The 21,911-nt window shown below is 68.8% G+C and carries 21 protein-coding genes and 2 pseudogenes; 13 read left to right on the forward strand and 10 right to left on the reverse strand.

The features are described from left to right. The first annotated feature begins 73 nt into the window (after nt 1–73). Both DIE03_RS14320 and ctlX read left to right on the forward strand, forming a co-directional pair. On the forward strand, nt 74–1,153 hold the full coding sequence (locus DIE03_RS14320; RefSeq protein ID WP_124451305.1) for an ornithine cyclodeaminase: 1,080 nt from the start codon (nt 74–76) through the stop codon (nt 1,151–1,153). Between the two features lie 59 nt (nt 1,154–1,212). Then, a complete protein-coding gene (gene ctlX / locus DIE03_RS14325) occupies nt 1,213–2,214 on the forward strand; it encodes a citrulline utilization hydrolase CtlX (protein ID WP_124451307.1) in 1,002 nt (333 codons plus the stop codon). 85 nt (nt 2,215–2,299) lie between these two features. Here ctlX and DIE03_RS14330 read toward each other — a convergent pair whose 3' ends face one another. The 5 genes and pseudogenes from DIE03_RS14330 to DIE03_RS14350 all read right to left on the reverse strand — a co-directional run bounded on the left by DIE03_RS14330 (nt 2,300) and on the right by DIE03_RS14350 (nt 8,604). Then, entirely contained in the window at nt 2,300–5,044 is a 2,745-nt protein-coding gene (locus DIE03_RS14330; RefSeq protein ID WP_124451309.1) for an Hsp70 family protein, read from the reverse strand. A 5-nt stretch (nt 5,045–5,049) separates the two neighbouring features. After that, the gene (locus DIE03_RS14335; protein WP_124451312.1) at nt 5,050–6,891 is read right to left on the reverse strand and encodes an Hsp70 family protein; all 1,842 of its coding nucleotides are present in this window, start codon (nt 6,889–6,891) and stop codon (nt 5,050–5,052) included. After that, nucleotides 6,888–7,478: a DUF2760 domain-containing protein gene (locus DIE03_RS14340; protein WP_124451314.1), complete on the reverse strand. Its 591-nt coding sequence runs from the start codon at nt 7,476–7,478 to the stop codon at nt 6,888–6,890. Before DIE03_RS14340 ends, DIE03_RS14335 begins: the two co-directional genes overlap by 4 nt. 261 nt (nt 7,479–7,739) lie before the next feature. After that, nucleotides 7,740–7,952 (reverse strand): annotated as a pseudogene (locus DIE03_RS14345) (transcriptional regulator); the annotation flags it as partial. Between the two features lie 193 nt (nt 7,953–8,145). Next, entirely contained in the window at nt 8,146–8,604 is a 459-nt protein-coding gene (locus DIE03_RS14350; RefSeq protein ID WP_185658155.1) for an NUDIX domain-containing protein, read from the reverse strand. A gap of 378 nt (nt 8,605–8,982) precedes the next feature. Between DIE03_RS14350 and DIE03_RS38740 the strand changes: the two are divergent. The 5 genes and pseudogenes from DIE03_RS38740 to DIE03_RS14375 form a co-directional block, all read left to right on the forward strand. Then, nucleotides 8,983–9,078, forward strand: a pseudogene (locus DIE03_RS38740) (NAD(P)/FAD-dependent oxidoreductase); the annotation flags it as partial. A gap of 103 nt (nt 9,079–9,181) precedes the next feature. Beyond that, nucleotides 9,182–10,141 (forward strand): LysR substrate-binding domain-containing protein, encoded by a 960-nt coding sequence (locus tag DIE03_RS14360; RefSeq protein WP_124451317.1) that lies wholly within the window; start codon nt 9,182–9,184, stop codon nt 10,139–10,141. Between the two features lie 129 nt (nt 10,142–10,270). Continuing rightward, the gene (locus DIE03_RS14365) at nt 10,271–11,401 is read left to right on the forward strand and encodes a DSD1 family PLP-dependent enzyme (protein ID WP_124451319.1); all 1,131 of its coding nucleotides are present in this window, start codon (nt 10,271–10,273) and stop codon (nt 11,399–11,401) included. Between the two features lie 108 nt (nt 11,402–11,509). Further along, entirely contained in the window at nt 11,510–12,481 is a 972-nt protein-coding gene (locus DIE03_RS14370; RefSeq protein ID WP_124451321.1) for an ornithine cyclodeaminase family protein, read from the forward strand. Nucleotides 12,482–12,504: 23 nt separating this feature from the next. Then, on the forward strand, nt 12,505–13,227 hold the full coding sequence (locus DIE03_RS14375) for an HAD family hydrolase (RefSeq protein ID WP_124451323.1): 723 nt from the start codon (nt 12,505–12,507) through the stop codon (nt 13,225–13,227). A 37-nt stretch (nt 13,228–13,264) separates the two neighbouring features. Here DIE03_RS14375 and DIE03_RS14380 read toward each other — a convergent pair whose 3' ends face one another. Together DIE03_RS14380 and DIE03_RS14385 are read right to left on the reverse strand one after the other, a co-directional pair. Beyond that, nucleotides 13,265–13,882, reverse strand: coding sequence for a glutathione S-transferase family protein (locus DIE03_RS14380; protein ID WP_069749899.1), 618 nt, complete (start codon nt 13,880–13,882; stop codon nt 13,265–13,267). Between the two features lie 99 nt (nt 13,883–13,981). Beyond that, the gene (locus tag DIE03_RS14385) at nt 13,982–14,350 is read right to left on the reverse strand and encodes a YciI family protein (RefSeq protein ID WP_124451325.1); all 369 of its coding nucleotides are present in this window, start codon (nt 14,348–14,350) and stop codon (nt 13,982–13,984) included. Between the two features lie 81 nt (nt 14,351–14,431). Here DIE03_RS14385 and DIE03_RS14390 point away from each other — a divergent pair, with 81 nt between their 5' ends. The 4 genes from DIE03_RS14390 (at nt 14,432) to DIE03_RS14405 (ending at nt 17,365) form a co-directional block, all read left to right on the forward strand. Continuing rightward, nucleotides 14,432–14,899, forward strand: a complete 468-nt coding sequence (locus DIE03_RS14390) for a MarR family winged helix-turn-helix transcriptional regulator (RefSeq protein ID WP_124451327.1) — start codon at nt 14,432–14,434, stop codon at nt 14,897–14,899. A 135-nt stretch (nt 14,900–15,034) separates the two neighbouring features. Then, nucleotides 15,035–15,796: an isocitrate lyase/phosphoenolpyruvate mutase family protein gene (locus DIE03_RS14395; protein WP_124451329.1), complete on the forward strand. Its 762-nt coding sequence runs from the start codon at nt 15,035–15,037 to the stop codon at nt 15,794–15,796. Between the two features lie 117 nt (nt 15,797–15,913). Beyond that, nucleotides 15,914–16,471 (forward strand): carboxymuconolactone decarboxylase family protein, encoded by a 558-nt coding sequence (locus DIE03_RS14400; protein ID WP_124451330.1) that lies wholly within the window; start codon nt 15,914–15,916, stop codon nt 16,469–16,471. A 48-nt stretch (nt 16,472–16,519) separates the two neighbouring features. Continuing rightward, complete coding sequence (locus DIE03_RS14405; RefSeq protein WP_124451332.1) at nt 16,520–17,365, forward strand: helix-turn-helix domain-containing protein; 846 nt, start codon at nt 16,520–16,522, stop codon at nt 17,363–17,365. 32 nt (nt 17,366–17,397) lie between these two features. Here DIE03_RS14405 and DIE03_RS14410 read toward each other — a convergent pair whose 3' ends face one another. After that, nucleotides 17,398–18,297 carry a LysR family transcriptional regulator gene (locus tag DIE03_RS14410; RefSeq protein ID WP_124451334.1) on the reverse strand — a complete coding sequence of 300 codons (900 nt, stop codon included), beginning with the start codon at nt 18,295–18,297 and terminating at the stop codon, nt 17,398–17,400. Between the two features lie 101 nt (nt 18,298–18,398). Here DIE03_RS14410 and DIE03_RS14415 point away from each other — a divergent pair, with 101 nt between their 5' ends. Then, the gene (locus tag DIE03_RS14415) at nt 18,399–19,277 is read left to right on the forward strand and encodes an aldo/keto reductase family oxidoreductase (RefSeq protein ID WP_124451336.1); all 879 of its coding nucleotides are present in this window, start codon (nt 18,399–18,401) and stop codon (nt 19,275–19,277) included. Between the two features lie 53 nt (nt 19,278–19,330). Here the strand turns inward: DIE03_RS14415 and DIE03_RS14420 are convergent, their stop codons facing one another. After that, on the reverse strand, nt 19,331–20,533 hold the full coding sequence (locus tag DIE03_RS14420) for an MFS transporter (protein ID WP_124451338.1): 1,203 nt from the start codon (nt 20,531–20,533) through the stop codon (nt 19,331–19,333). Between the two features lie 70 nt (nt 20,534–20,603). Here DIE03_RS14420 and DIE03_RS14425 point away from each other — a divergent pair, with 70 nt between their 5' ends. Beyond that, nucleotides 20,604–21,653, forward strand: a complete 1,050-nt coding sequence (locus DIE03_RS14425) for an AraC family transcriptional regulator (RefSeq protein WP_124451340.1) — start codon at nt 20,604–20,606, stop codon at nt 21,651–21,653. A gap of 21 nt (nt 21,654–21,674) precedes the next feature. Here the strand turns inward: DIE03_RS14425 and DIE03_RS38260 are convergent, their stop codons facing one another. Continuing rightward, nucleotides 21,675–21,845 (reverse strand): hypothetical protein, encoded by a 171-nt coding sequence (locus DIE03_RS38260; protein ID WP_185658156.1) that lies wholly within the window; start codon nt 21,843–21,845, stop codon nt 21,675–21,677. Nucleotides 21,846–21,911 lie beyond the last annotated feature (66 nt).

Here is a 21,911-nt window from a genome sequence, read left to right on the forward strand (position 1 = left end):
CCGCGCCGAAACACCGCCCGGTCGACCAGAACGCCAGGACACCCGTACCGGCACTGAATATGGAGACAGACCGATGACCCGCTTCCTCGACGTTCCCGCCACCGCCCGCCTGATCGCCAGGACCGGCGTGACGACGTTCCTGCGCGAACTCGTCGACACGCTGCGCGCCGATTACCTGCACTGGGCCGAGTTCGACAAGTCGCCGCGCGTCGCCTGCCATTCGCGCGACGGCGTGATCGAGCTGATGCCCGTCGCTAACGCGTCGCTGTTCGCGTTCAAGTACGTGAACGGCCACCCCGTCAACGCGGCGCGCGGCATGCATACGGTGATGGCGTTCGGCGCGCTCGCCGAAGTCGATACCGGCTACCCGCTGCTGCTCGCCGAACTCACGCTCACCACCGCGTTGCGCACGGCCGCCACGTCGGTGCTCGCCGCCCAGCTGCTCGCGCGCCCCGATGCGCGCAAGATGGCGCTGATCGGCAACGGCGCGCAGAGCGAATTCCAGGCGATCGCGTTCCACACGCTGCTCTGCATCGACGAGATTCGCGTGTTCGACGTCGACCGCCAAGCGACCGACAAGCTCGTGCGGAACCTCGCCGCGTATCCCGGTCTGCGCGTCGTGCGCGCGGCCTCGACCGCCGACGCCGTGCGCGACGCCGACATCGTGACGACCGTCACCGCCGACAAGGCGTACGCGACGATCGTCACGGCCGACATGATCGAGCCCGGCATGCACCTGAACGCCGTGGGCGGCGATTGCCCCGGCAAGACCGAACTCGAGGCGGGTGTGCTGCACGCGGGCCGCGTGTTCGTCGAATTCGAGCCGCAGTCGCGCATCGAGGGCGAGATCCAGCAGATGCCGGCCGACTTCCCCGTCACCGAGCTGTGGCGCGTGCTGCAGCGCGAGACGACCGGCCGCGAACGTGCGGACGAAGTCACGGTGTTCGACTCGGTCGGCTTCGCGCTCGAGGACTACTCGGCGCTGCGCTATCTGTACGCGCTCGCGCAGCAGCACAACGCGGGCGTCGAGATCGCGCTGATTCCGCCAGCCGTCGACCCGAAGAACCTGTTCGCGCTGATCGACGACCCGGCCGCGATCGCGCAGGGTCACGCGGCATTCGTGACCGAAGCCGTCGCCGCGTTCGCGCGCTGACCGTCATCCTCGGGCGGCCCGTGCGCCGCCCGCTTTCCTGCCCTTCGCTCCTGCCTTTCATGAATCTCGTATCGATCCAGGCGCCGGCCGCCGTCGTGATGATCCGGCCGCACCGCTTCCTGCCGAACCCGCAGACCGCGGCCGACAACGCGTTCCAGCGCACGCCCGGCGGCGGCGCCATCGACACGGCCTCGGTATCCGGCGCCGCACGCGACGAAGTCACGGCCGCCGCGCAGGTGCTCGCCGATGCGGGCGTGCGCGTGCACGTGTTCGATGACCCCGGCGAGCGCGACACGCCCGACTCCGTGTTCCCGAACAACTGGTTCTCGACGCATCCGGGCGGCCATGTCGCGCTGTTTCCGATGTGCAGTCCGAACCGCCGCCGCGAGCGGCGCGCGGATGTGATCGAGATGCTCAAGGCCGAATACCGCGTGCAGGACGTGATCGACTACTCGGGGCTCGAATACGACGACGTGTTCCTCGAAGGCACCGGCGCGATGGTGCTCGACCACGTCGCGCGGATCGCGTACACCGCGCGCTCGCGACGCGCCGATCCGGTCGCGCTCGAACGCTTCTGCACGAACTTCAATTTCGAGCCGATCTGCTTCGATACGGCCGATGCGAACGGGCGGCCGATCTATCACACGAACGTGATGATGAGCGTCGCGACCGAGTTCGCGATGGTCGGCCTCGACCTGATCGTCGACAGCCGGCGCCGCGGCGAAATCGCGCAACGCCTGACCGAAACGGGGCGCGCGGTGATCGCGCTAGATGCATCGCAAATCGGAAATTTCGCGGGGAATACGCTGGAATTGTCGGGCAAGGACGGCCGCGTGCTCGCGCTGTCGCGACGCGCGTTCGATTGCCTCACGCCCGACCAGCGCACGGTGATCGAGCGCTCCGCGCGGCTGCTGCCGCTCGACGTGCCGACGATCGAACTGGCCGGCGGGTCGGTGCGCTGCATGCTCGCGGGTATTCATCTCGCGCGGCGTCATGCGGCGTGCGATACAGCGGAAGCCGAAGCGGCGGAACCGCAGCGCGAAGCGGAATCGCACGCCTGAAGGGAAAGCGCATCGGCCTCACGTCACGGCCGATGCAACCGGATGCTTCGTCCTGCGAACGAGGCCGAAGCATCCTGCACGCCGTTCAACCGCCCAGCAGCTTCAACCCCGCCGGCAGCGTCTCGCCGAACACGCGCACCGTGTCGGCTTCGTCGAACGCGATTGCCTCGCGCACCATGTCGATCCACGCCGCCGATGCATGCGCGGCCGACAAGCGCTTGATGACGGCCTCGCGCGTGTCGTCCGGCAAATCACGCGAGCGGTCGCCCGTCATCCGCGCAATCTGCGCAGCCGCGAACGCGGCCGGCTCGACCTGTTTCCAGTCGAGCGCGAACAACGCGTCGAGCCAGCCGTTGGCGACTTCCGCCGGCACGACGCTGTGCGCGCTGCCGTAGAACGGCCGGCGCGCCCCGATGCGCCCGAGCGCCCACGCACACAGCGCCCGCTCGGCCGGCTTCTGCAACTGCGCGATCAGGCGCTCGCCCAGCTCGACCTTGCGCTCGACGGGCAGCCGTTCGAGCGACGCGGACAGCCGCGTCATGTCGGCCGGGCCGACCTTGCCCGGATCGAACGGCAGCTTGCGGCGCTTGTCGTCGGACGGTTCGAGGAACGCGATCGCGTCGCGCACCTGCGTCTGCGCATCGTCGTCGAGGCCGCCGGCCACGCGCCGCCACAGCGTCCACCACTCGGACCACACCTGTCCGTCGGTCACGTATTGAATCCCGTCGTCGAACAGCGGCCACAGCTGCTCGATGCGCCATGCATCGAGCGGATGACCGAAACCCGGACGCAGGCAGTAACCGGCAAGGTTCAGCCACGCCCGTTCGTGATCGGCCGAACGGCGGCGGCGGCGTGCGCGTGCGAGCAGCGCATCGAACAGTTCGCGCGCGAGCGCGACGTCCCACTCGTCGCGCGCACCGAGCACCTGTTCGAGTTGCGCGCGCAACCGGCGCGTGTCCTTCGGCGTCACGCCCGCGGCCTTGCTGCCGAACGAGCGCTCGATCAGCTCGATCGCCTGGTCGAGACGCGGATGCCGCGCGGGCCCCGCATCGTCGCCTTGAACCGGCGCATCGCCGCGCAGCTGGAATTCGAGCCGCCAGCGGCGCGCCGCGTCGTCGGTCGCGATGCAGTGCATTTCGAGCGTGCCGACCTCGGTCAGCGACGCCGTGAGCTTCACCGGCGTTTCGCGGGCGTCGCTGCCCGCCTTCGCATCGACGACCGTCGCGATCGGCGGCAGCCGCACGAAATCGCCGCCATCGAGATCGACGAGATCGCCCGGTCGATACTTCGTCTCGGCCACCGTCGACACGAGGTGGAAACGCACCGGCTGCCCGAGCTGCAGCGCGAACGTGCGATCGTCGAGCCGGATCTCGTGCCCCTCTTCCGCACCGCGCGGCAGCAGGCAGACGCCGCGCGCGGTCGAGTCGGCCGCGCCGTCGTCGAGCACGAGGAAATAGCTGCGCGCGGACCCGCCGCCGATACGCGGCGCGTGCCCCGCGCGCGCAAGCCCGTACGCGACCGCGCCACGCGCGACGGCCACGTCCGGATGTGCGTTGTGCAACACGTCGAGCGGCGCGCCGCGCCATGCGCCGAGCGTCTGCGCGAGACGGCCGGCGAGCGCGCCCGCGCGAAACACGCCGCCGTTGAGCAGCAGCGTGTCGGGCAGCGGGCCTTCCGCATGACGATCGAGGAACGCGGCGACGTGCCGCGTGACGGCCGCGTCGCTCGCATACGGCAGCCCGAATTCGACGATCGCCGCACGCGCACGGCGCGGCAGCTCACCGGCTTCGACCTGCGGAAAGAACCCGTCGACGACGATCCGCTCGACTTCCTCGCGCGTCAGCTCGGCCGAGCGCGCACCGCCGACGAGCTTGCTGCCCGCGCCGAGCAGCGTGACGGTGACGGACGCCGGCGCATCGTCGCCGAGCAGCCGCTCCTTCGCCGCGCGGCAGCGCTCGACGAGCTGCGACAGGCTCGCGGCCGACAGCCGCGTGCCGGGCTCGGTCAGCCGCGTCTCGACCAGCCGCGCGAGCGCGAGGTCCATGTTGTCGCCGCCGAGCATCAGGTGATTGCCGACGCCGACGCGCGTAAAGGACGGCTCGCCGTCGTCGCCCGGCGCGACATCGACGAGCGTGAGGTCGGTCGTGCCGCCGCCGACGTCGCAGATCAGCACGCGGCGCGGCGCGGCAAACGACTCGCGCAGCGTGGCGCGCTGGCCGTACAGCCAGTCGTAGAACGCAGCCTGCGGCTCTTCCAGCAGCCGCAGCGCGGGCAGCTTCGCGCGCCGCGCGGCCTCGACCGTCAATGCGCGCGCGCCGTCGTCGAACGATGCGGGCACCGTCAGGATCACGTCCTGTTTCGCGAGCGGCGCATCGGGAAAGCGGGTATTCCACGCGTCACGCACATGCGCGAGATAACTCGCGCTCGCATCGACCGGCGACACCTTGTCGACGCCATCGGCCGCGCCCCACGGCAGGATCGCCGCGAGCCGGTCGACCGCCGCGTGCGACAGCCAGCTCTTCGCGCTCGACACGAGCCGGCCCGGCACCTGCGCGCCGAGCGTGCGCGCGTAGCGGCCGATCACGGCCGGCGGCGCACCGGCGGCGTTCGCTTTCGCATCGGCCGCCCACGGCAAACGCAGCGCGTCCGGCGGCAGCTCGCCCGCCGCCGGGTGATAGCGCACCGACGGCAGCAGCGGCTGCGCGGCCACCGCGCCGGGGCCGACCAGCTGCTCGACGTCGAACACGCGGATCGCGTCGGAACCGGCCTCGACGTACGCGACGACCGTGTTGCTCGTGCCGAGGTCGATGCCGACCGTATAACGCTTCATCGCGCTCAGGCGGCGCCGCGCACGTCGAACTCGACCTTCCAGCGCTCGTTCGTGCCGCTCGGGATCGCCTCGAGCTCGAGCGTGCCGGCTTCGGTCACGCGCGCATGCAGCTTCACGGGCACGACCTCGCCGACCGTGCGCCCTTCGGCGGGCAGCGTCGCCTGGATTTCCTCCAGCTCCTGCAGCTCTTCCGGCGACCAGTAGTCGAGCAGCGTGCCGACCTGGTCCTGGCGGCGCACCGACGAACCGAAGAAGCGGAACTGCACCGGTTCGCCGACGACGAGGCCGAACTCCTGCGGCGGCAGTGCCGCGTCGGAACCTTCCTCCATCCCGAACGGCGCGACGCACAGCGCCTGCACCGGCGGTTCGAGCCCCGGCACCGCGGGCATCGCCGATTCGATCGCGACGTAGTACGCACGCGCCGTGCCGCCGCGAATGCGCACGCCACGGCCGCGCTTCACGTAGCCGTAGTACGCCGCGCCGCGCGCGACCGCGAGGTCGAGATCGGCACCTTCGAGCAGGCGCGCGGGCGGCGCGCCTTCGGCGGCCAGCCAGCTGTTGAGCGTGTCGAGCACGCGCTGCGTGAGCAGCGTCGACTTGAACACGCCGCCGTTGAACAGCACGGCGGTCGGATGCAGGAACGTCGCGCCCTGTGGCAGCGTGCGCTGCACGCCTTCGAGCGAGTCGAGCGCCGCGACCTGGCGGCCGAGGAACGCCGCGAGATGGCGCGTGATGCCCGCGTCCTGCGCATACGGCAGGCCGAGCTGCGTCAGGCCGACCCGCGCGCGGCTCACCGGGCGCGCGGCCGCATCGACCTGCGGAAAGAAGCCTTCGAGGATCGTCTGCGTGAGTTCGGCGCGCGTGAGTTCCGTGCGGATCGAGCCGCCGATCAGCTTCGAGCCGCGGCTCGGCACGACGAGCGGCACCGCGTCGGTCGTCGGGTCGGACAGCAGCGTTTCCTTCGCCGAGCGGCACGCGTACGTGAGTGCACGCAGCTGCCACGGATCGGCCTGCGTGCCCTGCTGCGCGAGCTTGCGTGCGACCACGTGCGCGAGCGCGAGGTCCATGTTGTCGCCGCCGAGCAGGATGTGCTCGCCGACGGCCACGCGATGCAGTTCGAGATTGCCGTCGCGCTCGACCACCGCGATCAGCGACAGGTCGGTCGTGCCGCCGCCGACGTCGACGCACAGGATCAGGTCGCCGACCTGCACCTGCTTGCGCCAGCCGCCCTGGCTCTTCTGGATCCAGCTGTACAGCGCCGCTTGCGGCTCCTCGAGCAGCGTCATCCGCGAATAGCCGGCGGCACGTGCCGCTTCGGCCGTCAGTTCGCGCGCGGCCGGGTCGAACGACGCGGGGATCGTGACCGTCACGTCCTGGTCGGCGAACGGCGCGTCGGGATGCGCGTGGTCCCACGCTTCGCGCAGGTGCGTCAGGTAGCGGATCGAGCTTTCCAGCGGCGACACGCGCGCGACTTCCGGCGGCGCATCGCTCGGCAGGATCGCCGCGCGGCGGTCGACGCCCGGGTGGCACAGCCAGCTCTTCGCGCTCGACACGAGGCGGATCGGCGTGCCGGCGCCGCGCGTGCGCGCCATCTCGCCGACCGCGAACGCGCGCGAGGCCGTCCACGGCAGCGTCAGGTCGCCCTGCGTCAGTTCGCTTTCATGCGGCAGGTAGAGGAACGACGGCAGCAGGTCGCGCGATTCCAGCGCGCCGGGCGCGGTCAGCTGCGCGATCGGCAGCACCTGCTGCGTGATCGTTTCGCCGTCGCTTGCGCTGCTGTCGACATACGACAGCGCGCAGTGGGTCGTCCCGAGGTCGATACCGATCGAATAGCGCGGATCGCTCACAGTTCCACCTCCGCCGGTGCGACCACCGAGGCGTCGTGGCTGCCCGTCAGCTTCGGCAGGCGCACGTCGGCCACGCGCCAGCCGCGATGGCTGACCGTGCCCGTGAACGGCGCCGAACCGACCACGTTGCCCGTCACGCGCACGGCCGTCGCATCGAAGCCGGCCGGCAGCGTCACGCGGCTGCCTTCGGCTTCATCGCGCACCGGCACGATCGTGAAATGTTCGCGCAGCGCGGCGCGGCAGCCGTCGTGCACGAGGCGCGCGGCCGCGCCGATGTCGGCGTCCGCGTAGCCGGCGATGTCTTCCTCGACGAAATCGATGAAGCGCGCATCGCGCTGCAGCAGGCCGAGCAGTTGCAGTGCGGCCTGCGGGCTCGCTTCGCGCAGCTCGGGCGCCGGCGCCTTCACGGGTGCGGGCGCCGGTGCGACGGGCGCGGCAGCCGGGGCCGCGGTCGGCACGACCGGTGCCGGGGCACCGTCGCGCACGCGCAGCACGCCGGCCGCGAACTCGCGGTTGCCGAGCACGGAAAAGAACGTGCCGACGGCCAGCGACAGCCGGCCGAAGAAGGACAGGTTGGATTCGGGCATGGGGTCTGGACTCCTGTGGGCTCGCGACATGGCGAGCGTTTCTTGCCTGGGCGCCCGGCGGCGGCGTGCGGATGGCGCACCGCGGCCGCCCGGCGCGTGATTCGGTCGCGCCCTCGCGGGTGCGGAAAACCCGTATTTTGCCCTGTGGCGGGCAAACCGGGCAGAAGTTGGGGGACAGAGCATCGTGGCGCGGCGGTTTCGTCCGGGTCGGATCGTGCCCGATCGCACGTCGCGCGCGATGGATTGTGATGCTGCGGCGCGTCAGCGCGGCTTGCGCAGCCGGGCCGCCTTCGCTTCGAAATCGCGCGACAGCATGCCGAGCGTGACTGCGCCGAAGCGCGTCGGCAGCGATGCTTCGGCGTCCTTCAGCGTGGCCGACAGATGCGCGTTGACGGCCTGCTCGACCAGGCATTCGGGCGCGTCCTCGGGCACCAGGTCGGAGAACAGCGGCGGTTCGCCCACCGCGCGATAGACCAATCGAGGAATTTCGGGAGTTTTCCCCCCTTTCTCCCTCGCTGAACTTCGCGTGATGGGTTTCCAGCACCGGTTCGATAAACATCAAATAGTGGTGGATCGCACGACCGTCCAGCCTCGCCGATGCGAAGTGGATGGTCGTGGGCTCGTCAAACAGCGCGCTTTTGTCGACGTGATCGGCAACACATCTTATTCAAATCTCCGAATGCTCGCGCATGAAATGTTTCAGCATGGGCAAGAAGAAATCGTGTCCACCGATCAGCGCGAATTCTTTTTCAAAAAGGGGAAGCCACTGCAGGCTGAGTTCAATTGGTTCGCCACCGGAACTTGGATGGGTCTCGAAATGCGTCCAGCATTCCTTCATGGCAATGGAGTCACTCGCCATGACATGCACAACATGCCGGTGCTGGATCTCGCTTCTTCCGAATTTTCTCATCGAATAGAAGTAGTCACCGAGGACGCGAACAACTTCTGCATCTTCGATGCCACTTTCCTCGCGTAGCTCACGTAGCGCAGCGGCTTCTGGCGTTTCGTTCTGTTCCATCGTTCCGGCGATCACCTGCCGCCCGGCTTCCGGGAACTTAGGCTGCGTGAAAGTGAGCAATTTATCTCGCCATGTAAGATAGACAAGTACTTTATTCTTGATTTGCACGATAATTCTTCTGGTCGAAGTCCCCCCATCCCGATGGGACAGGGACTCGTCGCATTGATCGGTTATCCAGGTCGCTGCGCTTCCGCAGAGACGCCCTGGCCAGTCACCGAATCAAGGATCGGTGCCCAACTCAGCGTCACTGCCGAAGTATGCGCTGTCGTCTTTCCGCTCGATTCACCCAAGTCCAGCGCCACATCAACACGTCGAACGAAGTCCGCGAAATTGTCTGCGTTCATCACATCCTTCAATTGCTATGAACGCGGCTTTAATCATTGCCTTCTTTCCTCAGCATGCCAAATGATAGATCACCAATACCGCACAGTGCGGAGAACCTGACGCCCGCTTTACGTTCGAATTCGTCGCATGCCACCTTGACACGCGTCGAGCCTGACGACCGACGCGACGTTCGCATCCGCGTCGGGCGTCGCGGCCGGCGTGCGTGCGCACCGGTCGCTGATCTTCGGGCGTCACGCGCGACCGGAAGACTCGATGTATCGAGCGAACGGGACTGACGGACTCCGGCTGGCGCCGCGGGCCAGCGCCGCATCGCTGGCTTCGCCGTGCGATGTGCGGTTTAATGCTCGACATCCCAAGCATTAAAGCCGATGAAATGCTCGACCTCGACGACCTGCGACTCGTCCGCGCGATCGGCGCGTCGCGCTCACTGGCCGCTGCCGCGCGCCTGCTCGATCTCACGCCGCCCGCGGTCACGATTCGCCTGCAGCGGATGGAAGCGCGCCTGAACGCACGGCTCGCGGTGCGGCAGCCGAAAGGGATCGCGCTCACCGACGAAGGCCAGCGGCTGTACCAGGAAGCCGTCGGCATCCTGGAGCGCGTGGAGGCGCTGCCGGTCAGCATCGCGGGCGACCCCGGCGACGTGCAGGGCACGCTGCGCGTCGTCGCCCCGCTCGGCTTCGGGCGCAAGTATGTCGCACGAATCGTGCGCGACGTGCAGCGTGCGCATCCGAAGCTCGAAATCTCGCTGCACCTGTCGGACAGCCCGCTGACCAGCGCGTCGGGCGCCGACGTGGTCGTCCACGTCGGCAGCCTCAAGTCGTCGTCGTGGGTCGGCTATCCGCTCGCCCCCAACGAGCGCTTCCTGTGTGCGAGCCCGGCTTATGCGCGCCGCATCAAGGACCTGAATCACCCGTCCGATCTCGTGCGATACGACTGCCTGTGCCTGCGCGAAAACGACGAGGACATTCCGCGCTGGCGTTTCTCGCCCGACGGCGACGTCAAGGGCGAGCCGCGGCGGGCTGCCGTCATTCGCGTCACCGGCGCGCTGTCGTCGAACGACGGCACCGTCATCACCGAATGGGCATTGGCCGGACTCGGCATCGTCGAACGCTCCGAGTGGGACGTCGCCCCGCTGCTGGCGAGCGGCAAGCTCGTCCGGTTGTTGCCGGACTGGCGCCTGCCGCCCGCGCCGGTCACGGCGCTGCTGCCGTCCCGCACCGGCCGTTCCGCACGGCAACGGGTGTTTCTCGACGCCGCGCGGCAGTTTCTCGATCCGCCGCCGTGGCGTGGCAAAGCCTGAACGGCGCCACGATCCGCTCGATTCGCACAGATTAAACACCGCTTAATGGCGGATTAGTGCTGCGTTAAACACGGTGCGCATCGATCGCCCTACAGTGTCCGCGTCGCCCACCTCATCATCGAACGCATCGTGGACCTTCAAACCCTCAACACCCCGGCCGCCCTGATCGATGTCGGCCGCATGCGCGCCAACATCGACCGCATGCAGACACATCTGGACGCGCTCGGCGTCACGTTCCGCCCTCACGTCAAGACCACCAAATGCCGGCACGTCGTCGACGCGCAGATCGCGGCCGGCGCGCAGGGCATCACGGTGTCGACGCTCAAGGAAGCCGAACAGTTCTTCGCGGGCGGCGTGCGCGACATCGTCTATGCGGTCGGCATGGTGCCCGCCAAGCTGGGCCAGGCGCTTGCGCTGCGCCGGCAGGGTTGCGACCTGAAGATCGTCGCCGACAGCCTGCCGGCCGCGCACGCGATCGCCGCGTTCGGGCGCGAACACGGCGAGCGGTTCGAGGTGTGGATCGAGGTCGACGTCGACGGCCACCGCTCCGGCATTCCGCCCGATGCCGACCTGCTGATCGACGTCGGCCGTGCGCTGGTCGACGGCGGAATGGTGCTCGGCGGCGTGCTGGCCCATGCGGGCTCCAGCTACGAGTACGACACGCACGAAGCGCTGGCCGCGATCGCCGAACAGGAGCGCAGCCGCACCGTGCAGGCCGCGCAGCGCCTGAGGGCGGCCGGGTTGCCCTGCCCGGTCGTGAGCATCGGCTCGACGCCCACCGCACTGTCGGCGCAACACCTCGACGGCGTGACCGAGGTACGCGCCGGCGTGTACGTGATGTTCGACCTCGTGATGCACAACATCGGCGTGTGCGACCTGTCCGATATCGCGCTGTCGGTGCTGACCACCGTGATCGGCCACCAGGAAGAGAAAGGCTGGGCGATCGTCGACGCGGGCTGGATGGCGATGAGCCGCGACCGCGGCACCCAGCGCCAGGCGCGCGATTTCGGCTACGGGCTGGTCTGCACCGAAGGCGGCGACGTGCTCGGCGACTACGTGATGAGCGCGGCCAACCAGGAGCACGGGATCGTGTCGCGCACGGGCACGCCGGACCTGGGCATCGCGCAGCGGTTGCCGATCGGCACGCGCCTGCGCATCCTGCCGAATCACGCGTGCGCCACCGGCGCGCAGCACCCGGAGTATCAGGCCATCGGCGAAAGCGGTATCGCGCAGACCTGGCCGCGCTTCTACGGGTGGTAGGCGAATCGCGTCATCCACATCGCCCTGCACCAGAATTGACTATTTGTCTAAATCTGGACACACTTTAAACCTCCCTGCTTCGCCTTGCGCCGAAAAGGCGCACCCGACATGCCGACAGACGCCCGACTCCTTCTTCTCGACCGCGATGCCGTCGAACCCGCCCTTCAGGCCGAGCAGGTGATGGCGGCGGTCCGCGAAGCGTTCGTGCTGCACAGCCGGCGGGCCGGACGCGTGTTCCCGGTGGTACGCGAGAAGCTGCACACCGGCGGCGTGTTCGGCATCAAGTCGGGCGACGTCGCGGGCCAGGACCTGCTCGGTTTCAAGGCGGCCGGATTCTGGCCCGGCAATCGCGCGCGCGGCGGCGAGCCGCATCAGGCCACCGTCGCGCTGTTCGACCCGGCCACGGGGCGCCCGCTGTGCATCATGGACGGCAACGCGATCACCACCGCGCGGACCGGCGCCGCCGGCGGACTCGGGCTGCAACAGCTGGCGCGCCGGGACAGCACGCGGATCTGCGTGTTCGGCACGGGCGTGCAGGCGCGCGTCCAGCTCGACTACGCGCTCAGGCTGCTGCCGCAACGCTGCACGGTGCAGTACGTGAATGTGAGCGGCGAGCCGGACCGGCGGTTCGAATCGGCTTTCGTCGACCGATGCGCGATCGGCGTCGCGCTCGACCGGAACGACGCGGTGGCCACGAGCGACGTGGTGATCACCGCCACGCCCGGCGGCGGCGCATTGTTCGACGCGGATGCGGTGCAGCCGGGCACGCACCTGACCTGCGTGGGCGCCGATACGGCAGGCAAGCGCGAACTCCCGGCCGGCGTACTGGAACGCGCGCGCATTTTCGTCGACGACCACGATCAGGCGCGCAGCATCGGCGAGTGCCAGTGGGCACCCGATTTGCCGCGCACCGAAATCGGTGACATCCTCGCGGGTGCGGCGCCGGTCGACCGGGCCGCGCACGAGATCACCGTCTTCGACATGACGGGGCTCGCGCTTCAGGACCTGACCGTTGCACGCTTCCTGTATCGGCACGCCCTCGACAACGGCACCGGCACTTCCGTTCCGTGGCCCTGGTAAGCCACCCTCCTCGTTCAACCGCCATGCGTCTCGCCAAAGTTTCCGCCCTCTCGTTCGATCTCGACGACACCCTGTGGCCGTTCGGGCCGTCCGTCATACGAGCCGAGGCGATGCTGCGCGCGTGGCTGATCGAGCACGCGCCCGATACCGCGAGCGTGCTGCCCACGCAACAGGCATTGAGCGAACTACGTGAGGAATACGAACGGTTGCGCCCGGACCTCGCCGGCGACTTTCGCGCGATGAGACTCGGCTCGATCCGGCTGGCACTGGAACGCGCGAACGAAGATGTTTCGCTGACCGACGCGGCGTACGACGTCTTCTATGCCGCGCGCAACCGTGTCGAATTCTATGACGACGCGTTGCCTGCACTCGCGTGGTTGAGTGCCCGCTTTCCGTTGATTGCAGTGACCAACGGCAACGCGGATCTCCGGCTGGCCGGCGGCGGCGAATTCTTCCGCACGACGCTCAGCGCGCGCGCATTCGGCTTCGCGAAGCCGGAACCCGAGATCTTCCATGCGGCGGCGGACGCACTCGACGTGCGTCCGGCCGAACTGCTGCATGTCGGCGACGATTTCCACCTCGATATCGTCGGCGCGCTGAATGCCGGGCTTCAGGCCGCATGGGTCGTTCGCGAGCCCCGCCCGAACGAAGAACACGCGCCGCAACATGCCGCGACGCCGCACCTCACGCTGCGCGACCTGTCGATGCTGTGTCGCGCGCTCGGCGGCCCCGACAGCGCGTCGTGACCGCAACCGGGTGCGGCGCATGTCTTCATGCGTGCCGTCACGCCGCCTTGCGTGCGTCCGCGATGCGTTGCGGCGCCTTCGGCCGCGCATACAGCCGCTCGAGATACGCGCGCAGTTGCGGAAACGGTTCGATCAGATGGCATTCGCTCGCCCAGTCGATCAGGTAAACCGTCACGCAATCGGCCACCGTCAGCGAATCGCCGACGATGAATTCGCGGCCTTCGAGATGCTTGTCGAGGATCGCGGCCATCGTCGTGAAATCCTCGCGCGCCAGTTCGATGTCGGCCGGCGAACGTTTCTCCGGCGGATAGAGGAACGTATGCCGCGTGATCCGCCACAGCGGCTGCTCCAGCTCCGTCACCGCGAACATGACCCACCGATAGGCCTCCGCACGCAGCGCCGGATCGACGGGCAGCAGCGCCTTCTCCGGATACTTGTCGGCGAGATACAGCACGATCGCGGCCGATTCGGGAATCACAAGGTCGCCGTCCACCAGCACGGGCACCTTGCCGGCCGGATTGAGGCGCAGGAATTCGGGCCGCTTGTGCTCGCCCTGGAGCAGGTTGACCGACACGAATTCGAAATCCGCATCGAGTTCCTTCAGCCCCCACAGCGCGCGCTGCGAACGCGTGCCGGCAAAACCGTAAAGCTTCATCGCCAGTCTCCATCCAGAATGTCGGAACACTATCCGCATGCCGGCCACGGCGCGTCGATGCATCGATGCGCAGACGCGACGCCCGGCACCACGGGCCGCTCACGCGCCGGGAACTGCCAGCACCGGCATCACGTCGATCGACTCGCCCGGGAACAGCGTGAAATGCGGATGGCCTTCGAACAGCGCGGCCGCCGCATCGTGCGACGCCGCGCGCACGACGGTAAAACCGCTCAGCGCGTTGGCCGTGTCCTCGATGCCGCCCGCGTCGATGGTCTTGGTCTTGCCGAGCGGCCCGCCCATCTCGACGATCGCGTCGCGGTGACGGTCGACCCACGCATGCCACGCGGCAATTCCGTCGCGCTCGCGCGTGCGCCGCTCTTCCTCCGGAAGCGCCACCCACGCCTTCATGGCCGGGCTATCCTTGCTCCCGAGAAATACGGCGAGATACAACTGCTGTTGCGCACTCATGCCTTCTCCTCCGATGACGGGCACGGCGGGCTGCCGCGCCTCGACCTTGACAAGATAGGTTGATATCAACACAATTGCAACATGGCACGCAAAGAAAAGATTCCTTTCGAAACGACGCTGATGGTGCGCGATTGCTGCCTGTGCCTGCACATGCAGCGCGCGGCACGCAATCTTGCGCGCATCTTCGACGATGTGCTGCGCCCGCTCGACCTCACCAACGGCCAGTTTTCGCTGCTGATGTCGCTGAATCGGCCGCAACCGGCGCCGATGAAATCGGTCGCGTCGCTGCTCGCGATGGACCGCACCACGCTCACGGCCGCGCTCAAGCCGCTCGAGCGGCGCGGCCTCGTCACGATCGCGCAGGACCCGGACGACCGGCGCAGCCGCCTGCTCGAACTGACACCGGCCGGCCACGACCTGCTCGCCGAAGCATTCCCGCTGTGGCAGCAGACCCATGCCGACATCGAGCGTCCGTTCGCGCCCGGCGAAGTCGATCAGTTGCGCGGCCAGTTGCGCGCGCTGTCGGTCGATCCGGCCGCACGCGGCTGAGCCGGTACGCGGCCGGCCGCGTGCCTCCTGCCATTCCTTGTCAGTTGTGATCGTACGAATCCGTCGCGGCGCCCGATTCGGTGGCAATATCGCTCGGCACGACAACCGATCCGGTATTCACAAGGAGGAGCGAGCATGAGCAGCAACGAGAAAGGTGCGGTTTTCCGGTCGCTACACCGCGCGGGCCAGCCGCTGGCGCTGTTCAACGTGTGGGACGCCGGCAGTGCGCGCACGGTGGCCGACGCCGGCGCCGTCGCGCTGGCGACGGGCAGCTGGTCGGTCGCGGTCGCGAACGGTTTCGCCGACGGCGAGCAGATGCCGCGCGCGCTGATGATGGAGGTGCTAGAGCGGATCACGCGCGCGACGGACCTGCCCGTCACCGTCGATCTCGAAAGCGGATACGGCGAGCGCCCGGACGATGTCGGCGACACGATCACGCTGAGCATCCAGGCCGGCGCGATCGGCTGCAATCTCGAAGACAGCATTCCGGCGACGGGCGCACTGCGCGATACCGAAGACGCGGCGGCCCGTATCGCGGCAGCACGGCAGGCGGCCGACCGCGCGGGCGCCGATTACTTCATCAACGCGCGCACCGACGTGTTCTTCATCGCAGCCGCCGATACGCATGACGAACGATTGCTCGACGCGACGCTCGCTCGTGCTCGCGCGTATGCAGCCGCCGGCGCAGACGGCCTCTTCGTGCCGGGCCTGCGGTCGCCGGCGCTCATCCGCGCGCTGACGGCCGCGTCGCCGCTGCCCGTGAACGTGATGCGCGTGTCGGAAACGCCGACGCTTGCCGAACTCGCCGACTACGGCGTGGCGCGCATCAGTCACGGGCCGTATCCGTACCTGCAGGCGATGAAGACGCTGGCTGCGATGGTCAGGCAAGGTAGCTAGCGGATTCGCGTGCCCATCAACCGATTACATCCCATGTAATTGGCGCACGACGCGCACGCTCCTACGCTTCGGATGTCGCGCCGCCATTCCGGCGGCGCTCATCAGCCGGGAGACATCATGTCCGCCTATCCGCTTCATACGATCGATTCCGCGCCGGCCGAATCGAAGCCCGTCCTCCAGCAACTCCAGCAAGCCTTCGGCAGCGTCCCGAACATCGCGGCGGCGATGGCCGCGTCGCCGGTGCTGATCAACGGCTTCATCGGCCTGTTCGAGCGCGTGCACGCGAGCAGCCTCACCGAGCCGCAGATCCAGACGCTGCTGCTCACCAACGCGGTCACGAACGCGAGCGAATGGCCGGTCGCGTTCCACACCGCGCTCGCGCTGAAACAAGGCGTGGTGCCCGCCGACGTCGATGCGATCCGGCGCGGCGACCTGCCCGCCGACACGAAACTGGCCGCGCTGTCGGCCATCGCACGCACGCTGATCGACACGCGCGGCCGCATCGCCGAGGCGGACCGGCAGTCGTTCCTCGACGCCGGATTCAGCGCCGAGCAGTTGCTGGAAGTGATCGCGGTCGTCGCTGCCTCGACGATCACGAACTACGTCGGCAGCGTCGCGCGGCCCGCGCTCGAAGCGCCGTTCGACGCATTCGCGTGGCATGCGCGGGCCGCGTGAGTCCGATATAGTCGTTCGCGTCGATCACGGAACGACCAGGGACACCAGATGAACGCCATCCGCCGCGATCCGGACTCGCCGCCGCACGAACTGGGCCGGTTGCTGCGCTACTGGCGCGACGTGCGTGGCGTGAGCCAGCTCGACCTGTCGCTCGATGCCGGGATCTCGCAGCGCCAGATCAGCTTCATCGAAAGCGGGCGCAGCGTGCCGGGCCGCGATACGCTGCTGACGCTCGCGCAGACGCTCGACGTGCCGCTGCGCGAGCGCAACGCGCTGCTGCTCGCGGCCGGCTATGCGCCGGTGTATTCGGAAGCGCCGTGGGACGCGCAGGAGATGCACGGCGTGATTCGCGCGCTCGAACGCGTCGTGCGCCAGCACGAGCCGTTCCCGGCGATCGTGATGGACCGCCACTGGAACGTGCTGATGACCAACGATGCGGCACCGCGCTTTTTCGGCTGCTTCATCGACATGGCGGCACGCGAAGGCCCGCGCAACCTGCTGCGCCTGATGTTCGATCCGCTCGGCATGCAGCCGTTCGTCGCCGACTGGGGCACCGTGTCGCGCAGCCTGCTGCAGCGTGTGCATCGCGAATCGGTCGGCCGCGTGATCGACGACGCAACCCGGCAGTTGCTCGACGACCTGCTCGCCTGCCCCGCTACCCCGCGCGACTGGAAGACGCCGCCGGCGCCGGCCGCCGCGCCGTCGCTGCCGGTCGTCCCGATCGGCTTCATCCACGAAGGCGTCGTGCTGCGCTACTTCTCGTTGATCACGACGGTCGGTACGCCGCACAGCGCGGCCGCGCAGGAACTGCGCATGGAGTGCATGTTTGCGGCCGACGACGCGACCGACGCGCGCCACCGGCAGTTGCTCGATGCACACGCACCGGTGCGCTGAGCGGCGGGCCGGGCATCGCCCGCCCGCCACGTTCAGGACGCCTTGATGAAATCGACGAACGCGCGCAGGGCCGGCGGCACGAGGCGGTGCCCCGGATAATAGAGAAACGGACCTGAAAACGGCCGCCACCACGGTTCGAGCACGGGTTCGAGCGCGCCGCTCTCCAGGTGCGGGCGCAGCCAGTCTTCGAACAGATACACGATGCCCGTACCGGCGATCGCCGCATCGACCAGCAACTCCGTCGCCCCGCCGATCTGCACCAGCAGCGGCCCGGCGGCGGGCTCGATCCGCACGAGCTCGCCGTCGCGCTCGTATTCCCACGCCGGCATCACGCCGCTCGCGAAGCGCCCACGCAGGCATCGATGGCCGAGCAGGTCGCGCGGATGGCGCGGCCGATCATGGCGGTCGAGATAGCCGGGAGCCGCCGCGGTCGCGAACCGCTGGATGCGCGGGCCGATCGGCACCGCGATCATGTCCTGTTCGAGCCGATCGTCGTAGCGGATGCCCGCGTCGCATCCGGCCGCCAGCACGTCGACGAAATTTTCGTCGGCGATCACTTCCAGACGAATTTCCGGGTACGCATCGAGGAAGCGCGGCACGATCGCGGGCAGCACGAGCCGCGACGCGCTGAGCGGCACATTGAGCTTCAGCGTGCCCGTCGGCCGGCCGCGGAATTCGCCGATGCCGTCGAGCGCCGCCGCCACTTCGGTCAATGCGGGACCGAGGCGCGCGAGCAGACGCTCGCCGGCTTCGGTCGGCACGACGCTGCGCGTCGTGCGGTGCAACAGCCGGACGCCGAGCCGAGCCTCCAGCCGGCGCACGGCCTCGCTCAGCCCCGACGCACTGAGGCCCGTCACGCGGGCGGCGTCGCGGAACCCGCCGGCGCGCGCGACGGCCATGAACGCATTCAGATCACCCAGATCGGCTTGCATTGTTCGCCTTTTCGTACAACCCGTACGGATTATGACGGCTTATCGCGCAGATGGCTCCTCCTTATGCTGAACGCATTCATCCCATCGACAGGAGTACGGCCATGCCCGATATTCGCCATACCGCCACCTTCAAGCTCGGCGATCGCCGCGTCAAACGGATCGGCTACGGCGCGATGCAGCTTGCAGGCCCCGGTGTATTCGGCCCGCCGAAAGATCGCGAGGCAGCCTTGAACGTCCTGCGCGAAGCCGTCGAATCCGGCGTCGACCATATCGACACCAGCGACTTCTACGGCCCGCACGTCACCAACCGGCTGATCCGCGACGCGCTGCATCCGTATCGCGACGATCTCGTGATCGTCACGAAGATCGGCGCGCGTCGAGGCGACGACGCATCGTGGCTGCCCGCGTTCGCGCCCGACGAACTCGAACGAGCCGTGCACGACAACCTGCGCAACCTGGGACTCGACGTGCTCGACGTCGTCAACCTGCGCATCATGTTCGACCCGCACGGGCCGGCCGAAGGATCGATCGAGGCGCCGCTGGCCACGCTCGCCGAGCTGCAGCGGCGCGGGCTCGTACGGCACATCGGCCTGAGCAACGTCACGCCCGCGCAGGTCGCGCAAGGCCGGCGGATCTGCGACATCGTCTGCGTGCAGAATCACTACAACGTCGCGCACCGCGGCGACGATGCGCTGATCGACACGCTTGCCCGTGACGGCATCGCGTACGTGCCGTACTTTCCGCTCGGCGGCTTCTCGCCGCTGCAGTCGTCGACGCTGTCCGGCGTGGCGGCCCGTACCGGCGCGACGCCGATGCAGGTCGCCCTTGCGTGGCTGCTGCGCCGCGCGCCGAATCTGCTGCTGATTCCCGGCACGTCGTCGGTCGCGCATCTGCGCGAGAATCTCGCGGCAGCCGACCTCGACCTGCCGGCAGGGGCGCTCGCGGAACTCGACCGTATCGCGGGCGCCGACGCCGCCTGACGCGCGGACGATCGCCTGCCCGGCGGCCCGCGCCACGCGCGCCGCCAGGCCGGTCAGGACGCGACCACGCCAACCCGCTTCGGCACGCCGGTCACGATCGTCGCGACCGCGACGGCCAGCACGACGGCCGCGCCGACGAACACGCCGGCCGCGCCGTTCGCGTCGAACACGACGCCGCCGGCCGCCGCGCCCGTCGCGATCGCCAGCTGGATCGCCGCGACGATCAGCCCGCCCGCGCTCTCCGCTTCATCGGGCACGGTGCGCGTGACCCACGTCGACCACGCGACGGGCACGCCGCCGAACGCCATGCCCCACAACGCGACGAGCACCGCGTCGATCATCGGCGCGCGGCCGAGCGCGACGAGCGCGATGCCGAGCACGACCATCAACGCGGGCATGCCGATCAGCATCGGCCGCAGCCGGTGTTCGAGCACGCGGCCGGCCAGCGATGTGCCGACGAAGTTCGCGATGCCGTAGCCGAGCAGGATCGCCGACAGCCCGTTCACGCCGACACCGGCCACCTGCTCGAGGAACGGCCGCAGATACGTGAAGAATGCGAAATGCCCGGTGAACACGAGGATCGTCGCGAACATCCCGAGGCCGACGGTCGGCCGGCGCAGCACGTCGATCAGCGTGCGCAGGCGCGTCGTGCCGCTCGGCGGCATCGACGGCAGCGTGAGGATCTGCGACACGAACGCGATGCCGCCCAGCACGGCCGCGATCAGGAACACGTTGCGCCAGCCGATCAGGTGGCCGAAGTAGCTGCCCATCGGCGCGGACGCGATCGTCGCGACGGCCACGCCGCTGAAGATGATCGATAGCGCGCGCGGCACCATCGCCGTCGGCACGAGCCGCATCGCGGTGGCCGTCGCCATCGTCCAGAAGCCGCCGAGCGCGATGCCGAGCACGACGCGGCCGACCAGCAGCATGGCCAGGTTCGGCGCGAACGCGACCGCCAGGTTCGACGCGACGAGCAGCACCGAGAACACGAGCAGCACGCGCCGCCGATCGATCGTGCGCGTCAGCGCCGAGATCAGCAGGCTCGTGACGAGCGCGACCGTCGCGGTGGCCGTGACGGCCTGCCCGGCCACGCCTTCGGTCACGCCGAGGCTGTCGGCCACCGGCGTCAGCAGGCTCGCCGGCAGGAATTCGGCCGTGACGAGCCCGAACACGCCGAGCGTCATCGCGAATACCGCGCCCCAGGCCGGTTCGCGGGGGGCCGCCGTCGAGGCGGCCGAGGAGATTCCGGGATTCATGCGGGGTTCCGTGTCGGTTAGGGAAAGTACTGATGAGGGCGTATCGTAAGGAACAGCGGCAGGACGGTCTATGACATACAATCCGTCGTTATTGATCGTTCGTCCGAATCTCGCTATGTCCGAGCCGCTTCTGCCCCCGATTCCCGACACGCACGACCTCGTCAGCGAGTTGCTGCTGGGGATGCGCCTGAGCGGCGTCCAGTACCGCCGCATCCAGGTCGCACGGCCGTTCGGGCTGAATTTCGGCCACGGGACGGGCCGCGCGCAGTTCCATTTCATCGTGCGCGGGCCCGTGCTGCTGCGCGACGCGTCGGGCGACACGATGCGGCTCGAGGCCGGCGACGCGATCCTGTTGCCGCACGGCGGCATGCACGCGCTGGTGTCCGATCCGGATGTGCCGTGCCGCGAGATCAACGGCTTCGAGATCGCGAAGATCTGCGATACGGTCGCGTCGGTGGCATCGGCCGGCGCGTCGCCGGCCGGTTGCGCGACGACGGAGCCGGGCGCCGGCGATGCGCTGATCTTCAGCGCGTGCATGGAACTCGACCTCGGCGGCATGCAGCCGCTGGTCGGCACGATGCCGGAGTTCATGCACGTCGGCACGCTGCTTGCGCGCTACCCGGAAATCCGCCCGATGCTCGACGCGATGGAGCGCGAAGCGTGCACGGCGCGCGCGGGCTTCGCGGGCATCCTCGCGCGGCTCGCGGATGTGGTCGCGGCATTCATCGTGCGCGGCTGGGTCGAATGCGGATGCGGCGACGCGACGGGCTGGGTGCAGGCGCTGCGCGAGCCGAAGCTCGGCCGCGCAATCGTCGCGCTGCATCGCGACCCGGGCCGCAACTGGAGCGTCGCGGAACTCGCGACCGAAGCGGGTGTGTCGCGCTCGGTGTTCGCCGAACGGTTTCTCGCGGCGACCGGCATGACGCCCGTACGCTACCTGACCGAGCTGCGGATGCGGCTCGCCGCGCAGTGGATCGCGCGCGACCACGAGACGATCGAAGCCGTCGCGTACCGGCTCGGCTACGGTTCGCTGGCCGCGTTCAGCCGTGCGTTCAAGCGCGTGGTCGGCAAGCCGCCGGGCGCGGTGCGCGCGGACGGCGAGGTGCGCGCCGAAGCGTAACGCCCGGCGCTCCTTCAGCGCTCAACGGCCGCTGTGTGCCTCGAGCGCGTCGACCAGCGCCGTTGCGCACTGCACGGCAAGCGCCGCGCACTGTTGCGCGTTCACGGCCGCACCGGTAGCGACCGTGCCCTGCACGATCCGGCCCAGCAATTCCTTCGAGAGTTCGGCGATCTCGTGATCCCGTTCCGTCATGATGTCCTCCTGCACGTCGGCCGGTTCCGGCCGTTCGCCCGTGCGTAGCGAATGCCGTGCCCGCGC

It is taken from the genome of Burkholderia sp. Bp8992 (genome assembly GCF_003853705.1).
Taxonomy (GTDB): domain Bacteria; phylum Pseudomonadota; class Gammaproteobacteria; order Burkholderiales; family Burkholderiaceae; genus Burkholderia.

Bases quoted from the DNA above. Each gene is read 5' to 3' on its own strand.
- DIE03_RS14320 (WP_124451305.1), top strand. From the start codon at position 74: ATGACCCGCTTCCTCGACGTTCCCGCCACCGCCCGCCTGATCGCCAGG.
- ctlX (WP_124451307.1), top strand. From the start codon at position 1,213: ATGAATCTCGTATCGATCCAGGCGCCGGCCGCCGTCGTGATGATCCGG.
- DIE03_RS14330 (WP_124451309.1), bottom strand. From the start codon at position 5,044: ATGAAGCGTTATACGGTCGGCATCGACCTCGGCACGAGCAACACGGTC.
- DIE03_RS14340 (WP_124451314.1), bottom strand. From the start codon at position 7,478: ATGCCCGAATCCAACCTGTCCTTCTTCGGCCGGCTGTCGCTGGCCGTC.
- DIE03_RS14360 (WP_124451317.1), top strand. From the start codon at position 9,182: ATGCTCGACATCCCAAGCATTAAAGCCGATGAAATGCTCGACCTCGAC.
- DIE03_RS14370 (WP_124451321.1), top strand. From the start codon at position 11,510: ATGCCGACAGACGCCCGACTCCTTCTTCTCGACCGCGATGCCGTCGAA.
- DIE03_RS14375 (WP_124451323.1), top strand. From the start codon at position 12,505: ATGCGTCTCGCCAAAGTTTCCGCCCTCTCGTTCGATCTCGACGACACC.
- DIE03_RS14380 (WP_069749899.1), bottom strand. From the start codon at position 13,882: ATGAAGCTTTACGGTTTTGCCGGCACGCGTTCGCAGCGCGCGCTGTGG.
- DIE03_RS14385 (WP_124451325.1), bottom strand. From the start codon at position 14,350: ATGAGTGCGCAACAGCAGTTGTATCTCGCCGTATTTCTCGGGAGCAAG.
- DIE03_RS14390 (WP_124451327.1), top strand. From the start codon at position 14,432: ATGGCACGCAAAGAAAAGATTCCTTTCGAAACGACGCTGATGGTGCGC.
- DIE03_RS14395 (WP_124451329.1), top strand. From the start codon at position 15,035: ATGAGCAGCAACGAGAAAGGTGCGGTTTTCCGGTCGCTACACCGCGCG.
- DIE03_RS14400 (WP_124451330.1), top strand. From the start codon at position 15,914: ATGTCCGCCTATCCGCTTCATACGATCGATTCCGCGCCGGCCGAATCG.
- DIE03_RS14405 (WP_124451332.1), top strand. From the start codon at position 16,520: ATGAACGCCATCCGCCGCGATCCGGACTCGCCGCCGCACGAACTGGGC.
- DIE03_RS14410 (WP_124451334.1), bottom strand. From the start codon at position 18,297: ATGCAAGCCGATCTGGGTGATCTGAATGCGTTCATGGCCGTCGCGCGC.
- DIE03_RS14415 (WP_124451336.1), top strand. From the start codon at position 18,399: ATGCCCGATATTCGCCATACCGCCACCTTCAAGCTCGGCGATCGCCGC.
- DIE03_RS14420 (WP_124451338.1), bottom strand. From the start codon at position 20,533: ATGAATCCCGGAATCTCCTCGGCCGCCTCGACGGCGGCCCCCCGCGAA.
- DIE03_RS14425 (WP_124451340.1), top strand. From the start codon at position 20,604: ATGACATACAATCCGTCGTTATTGATCGTTCGTCCGAATCTCGCTATG.
- DIE03_RS38260 (WP_185658156.1), bottom strand. From the start codon at position 21,845: ATGACGGAACGGGATCACGAGATCGCCGAACTCTCGAAGGAATTGCTG.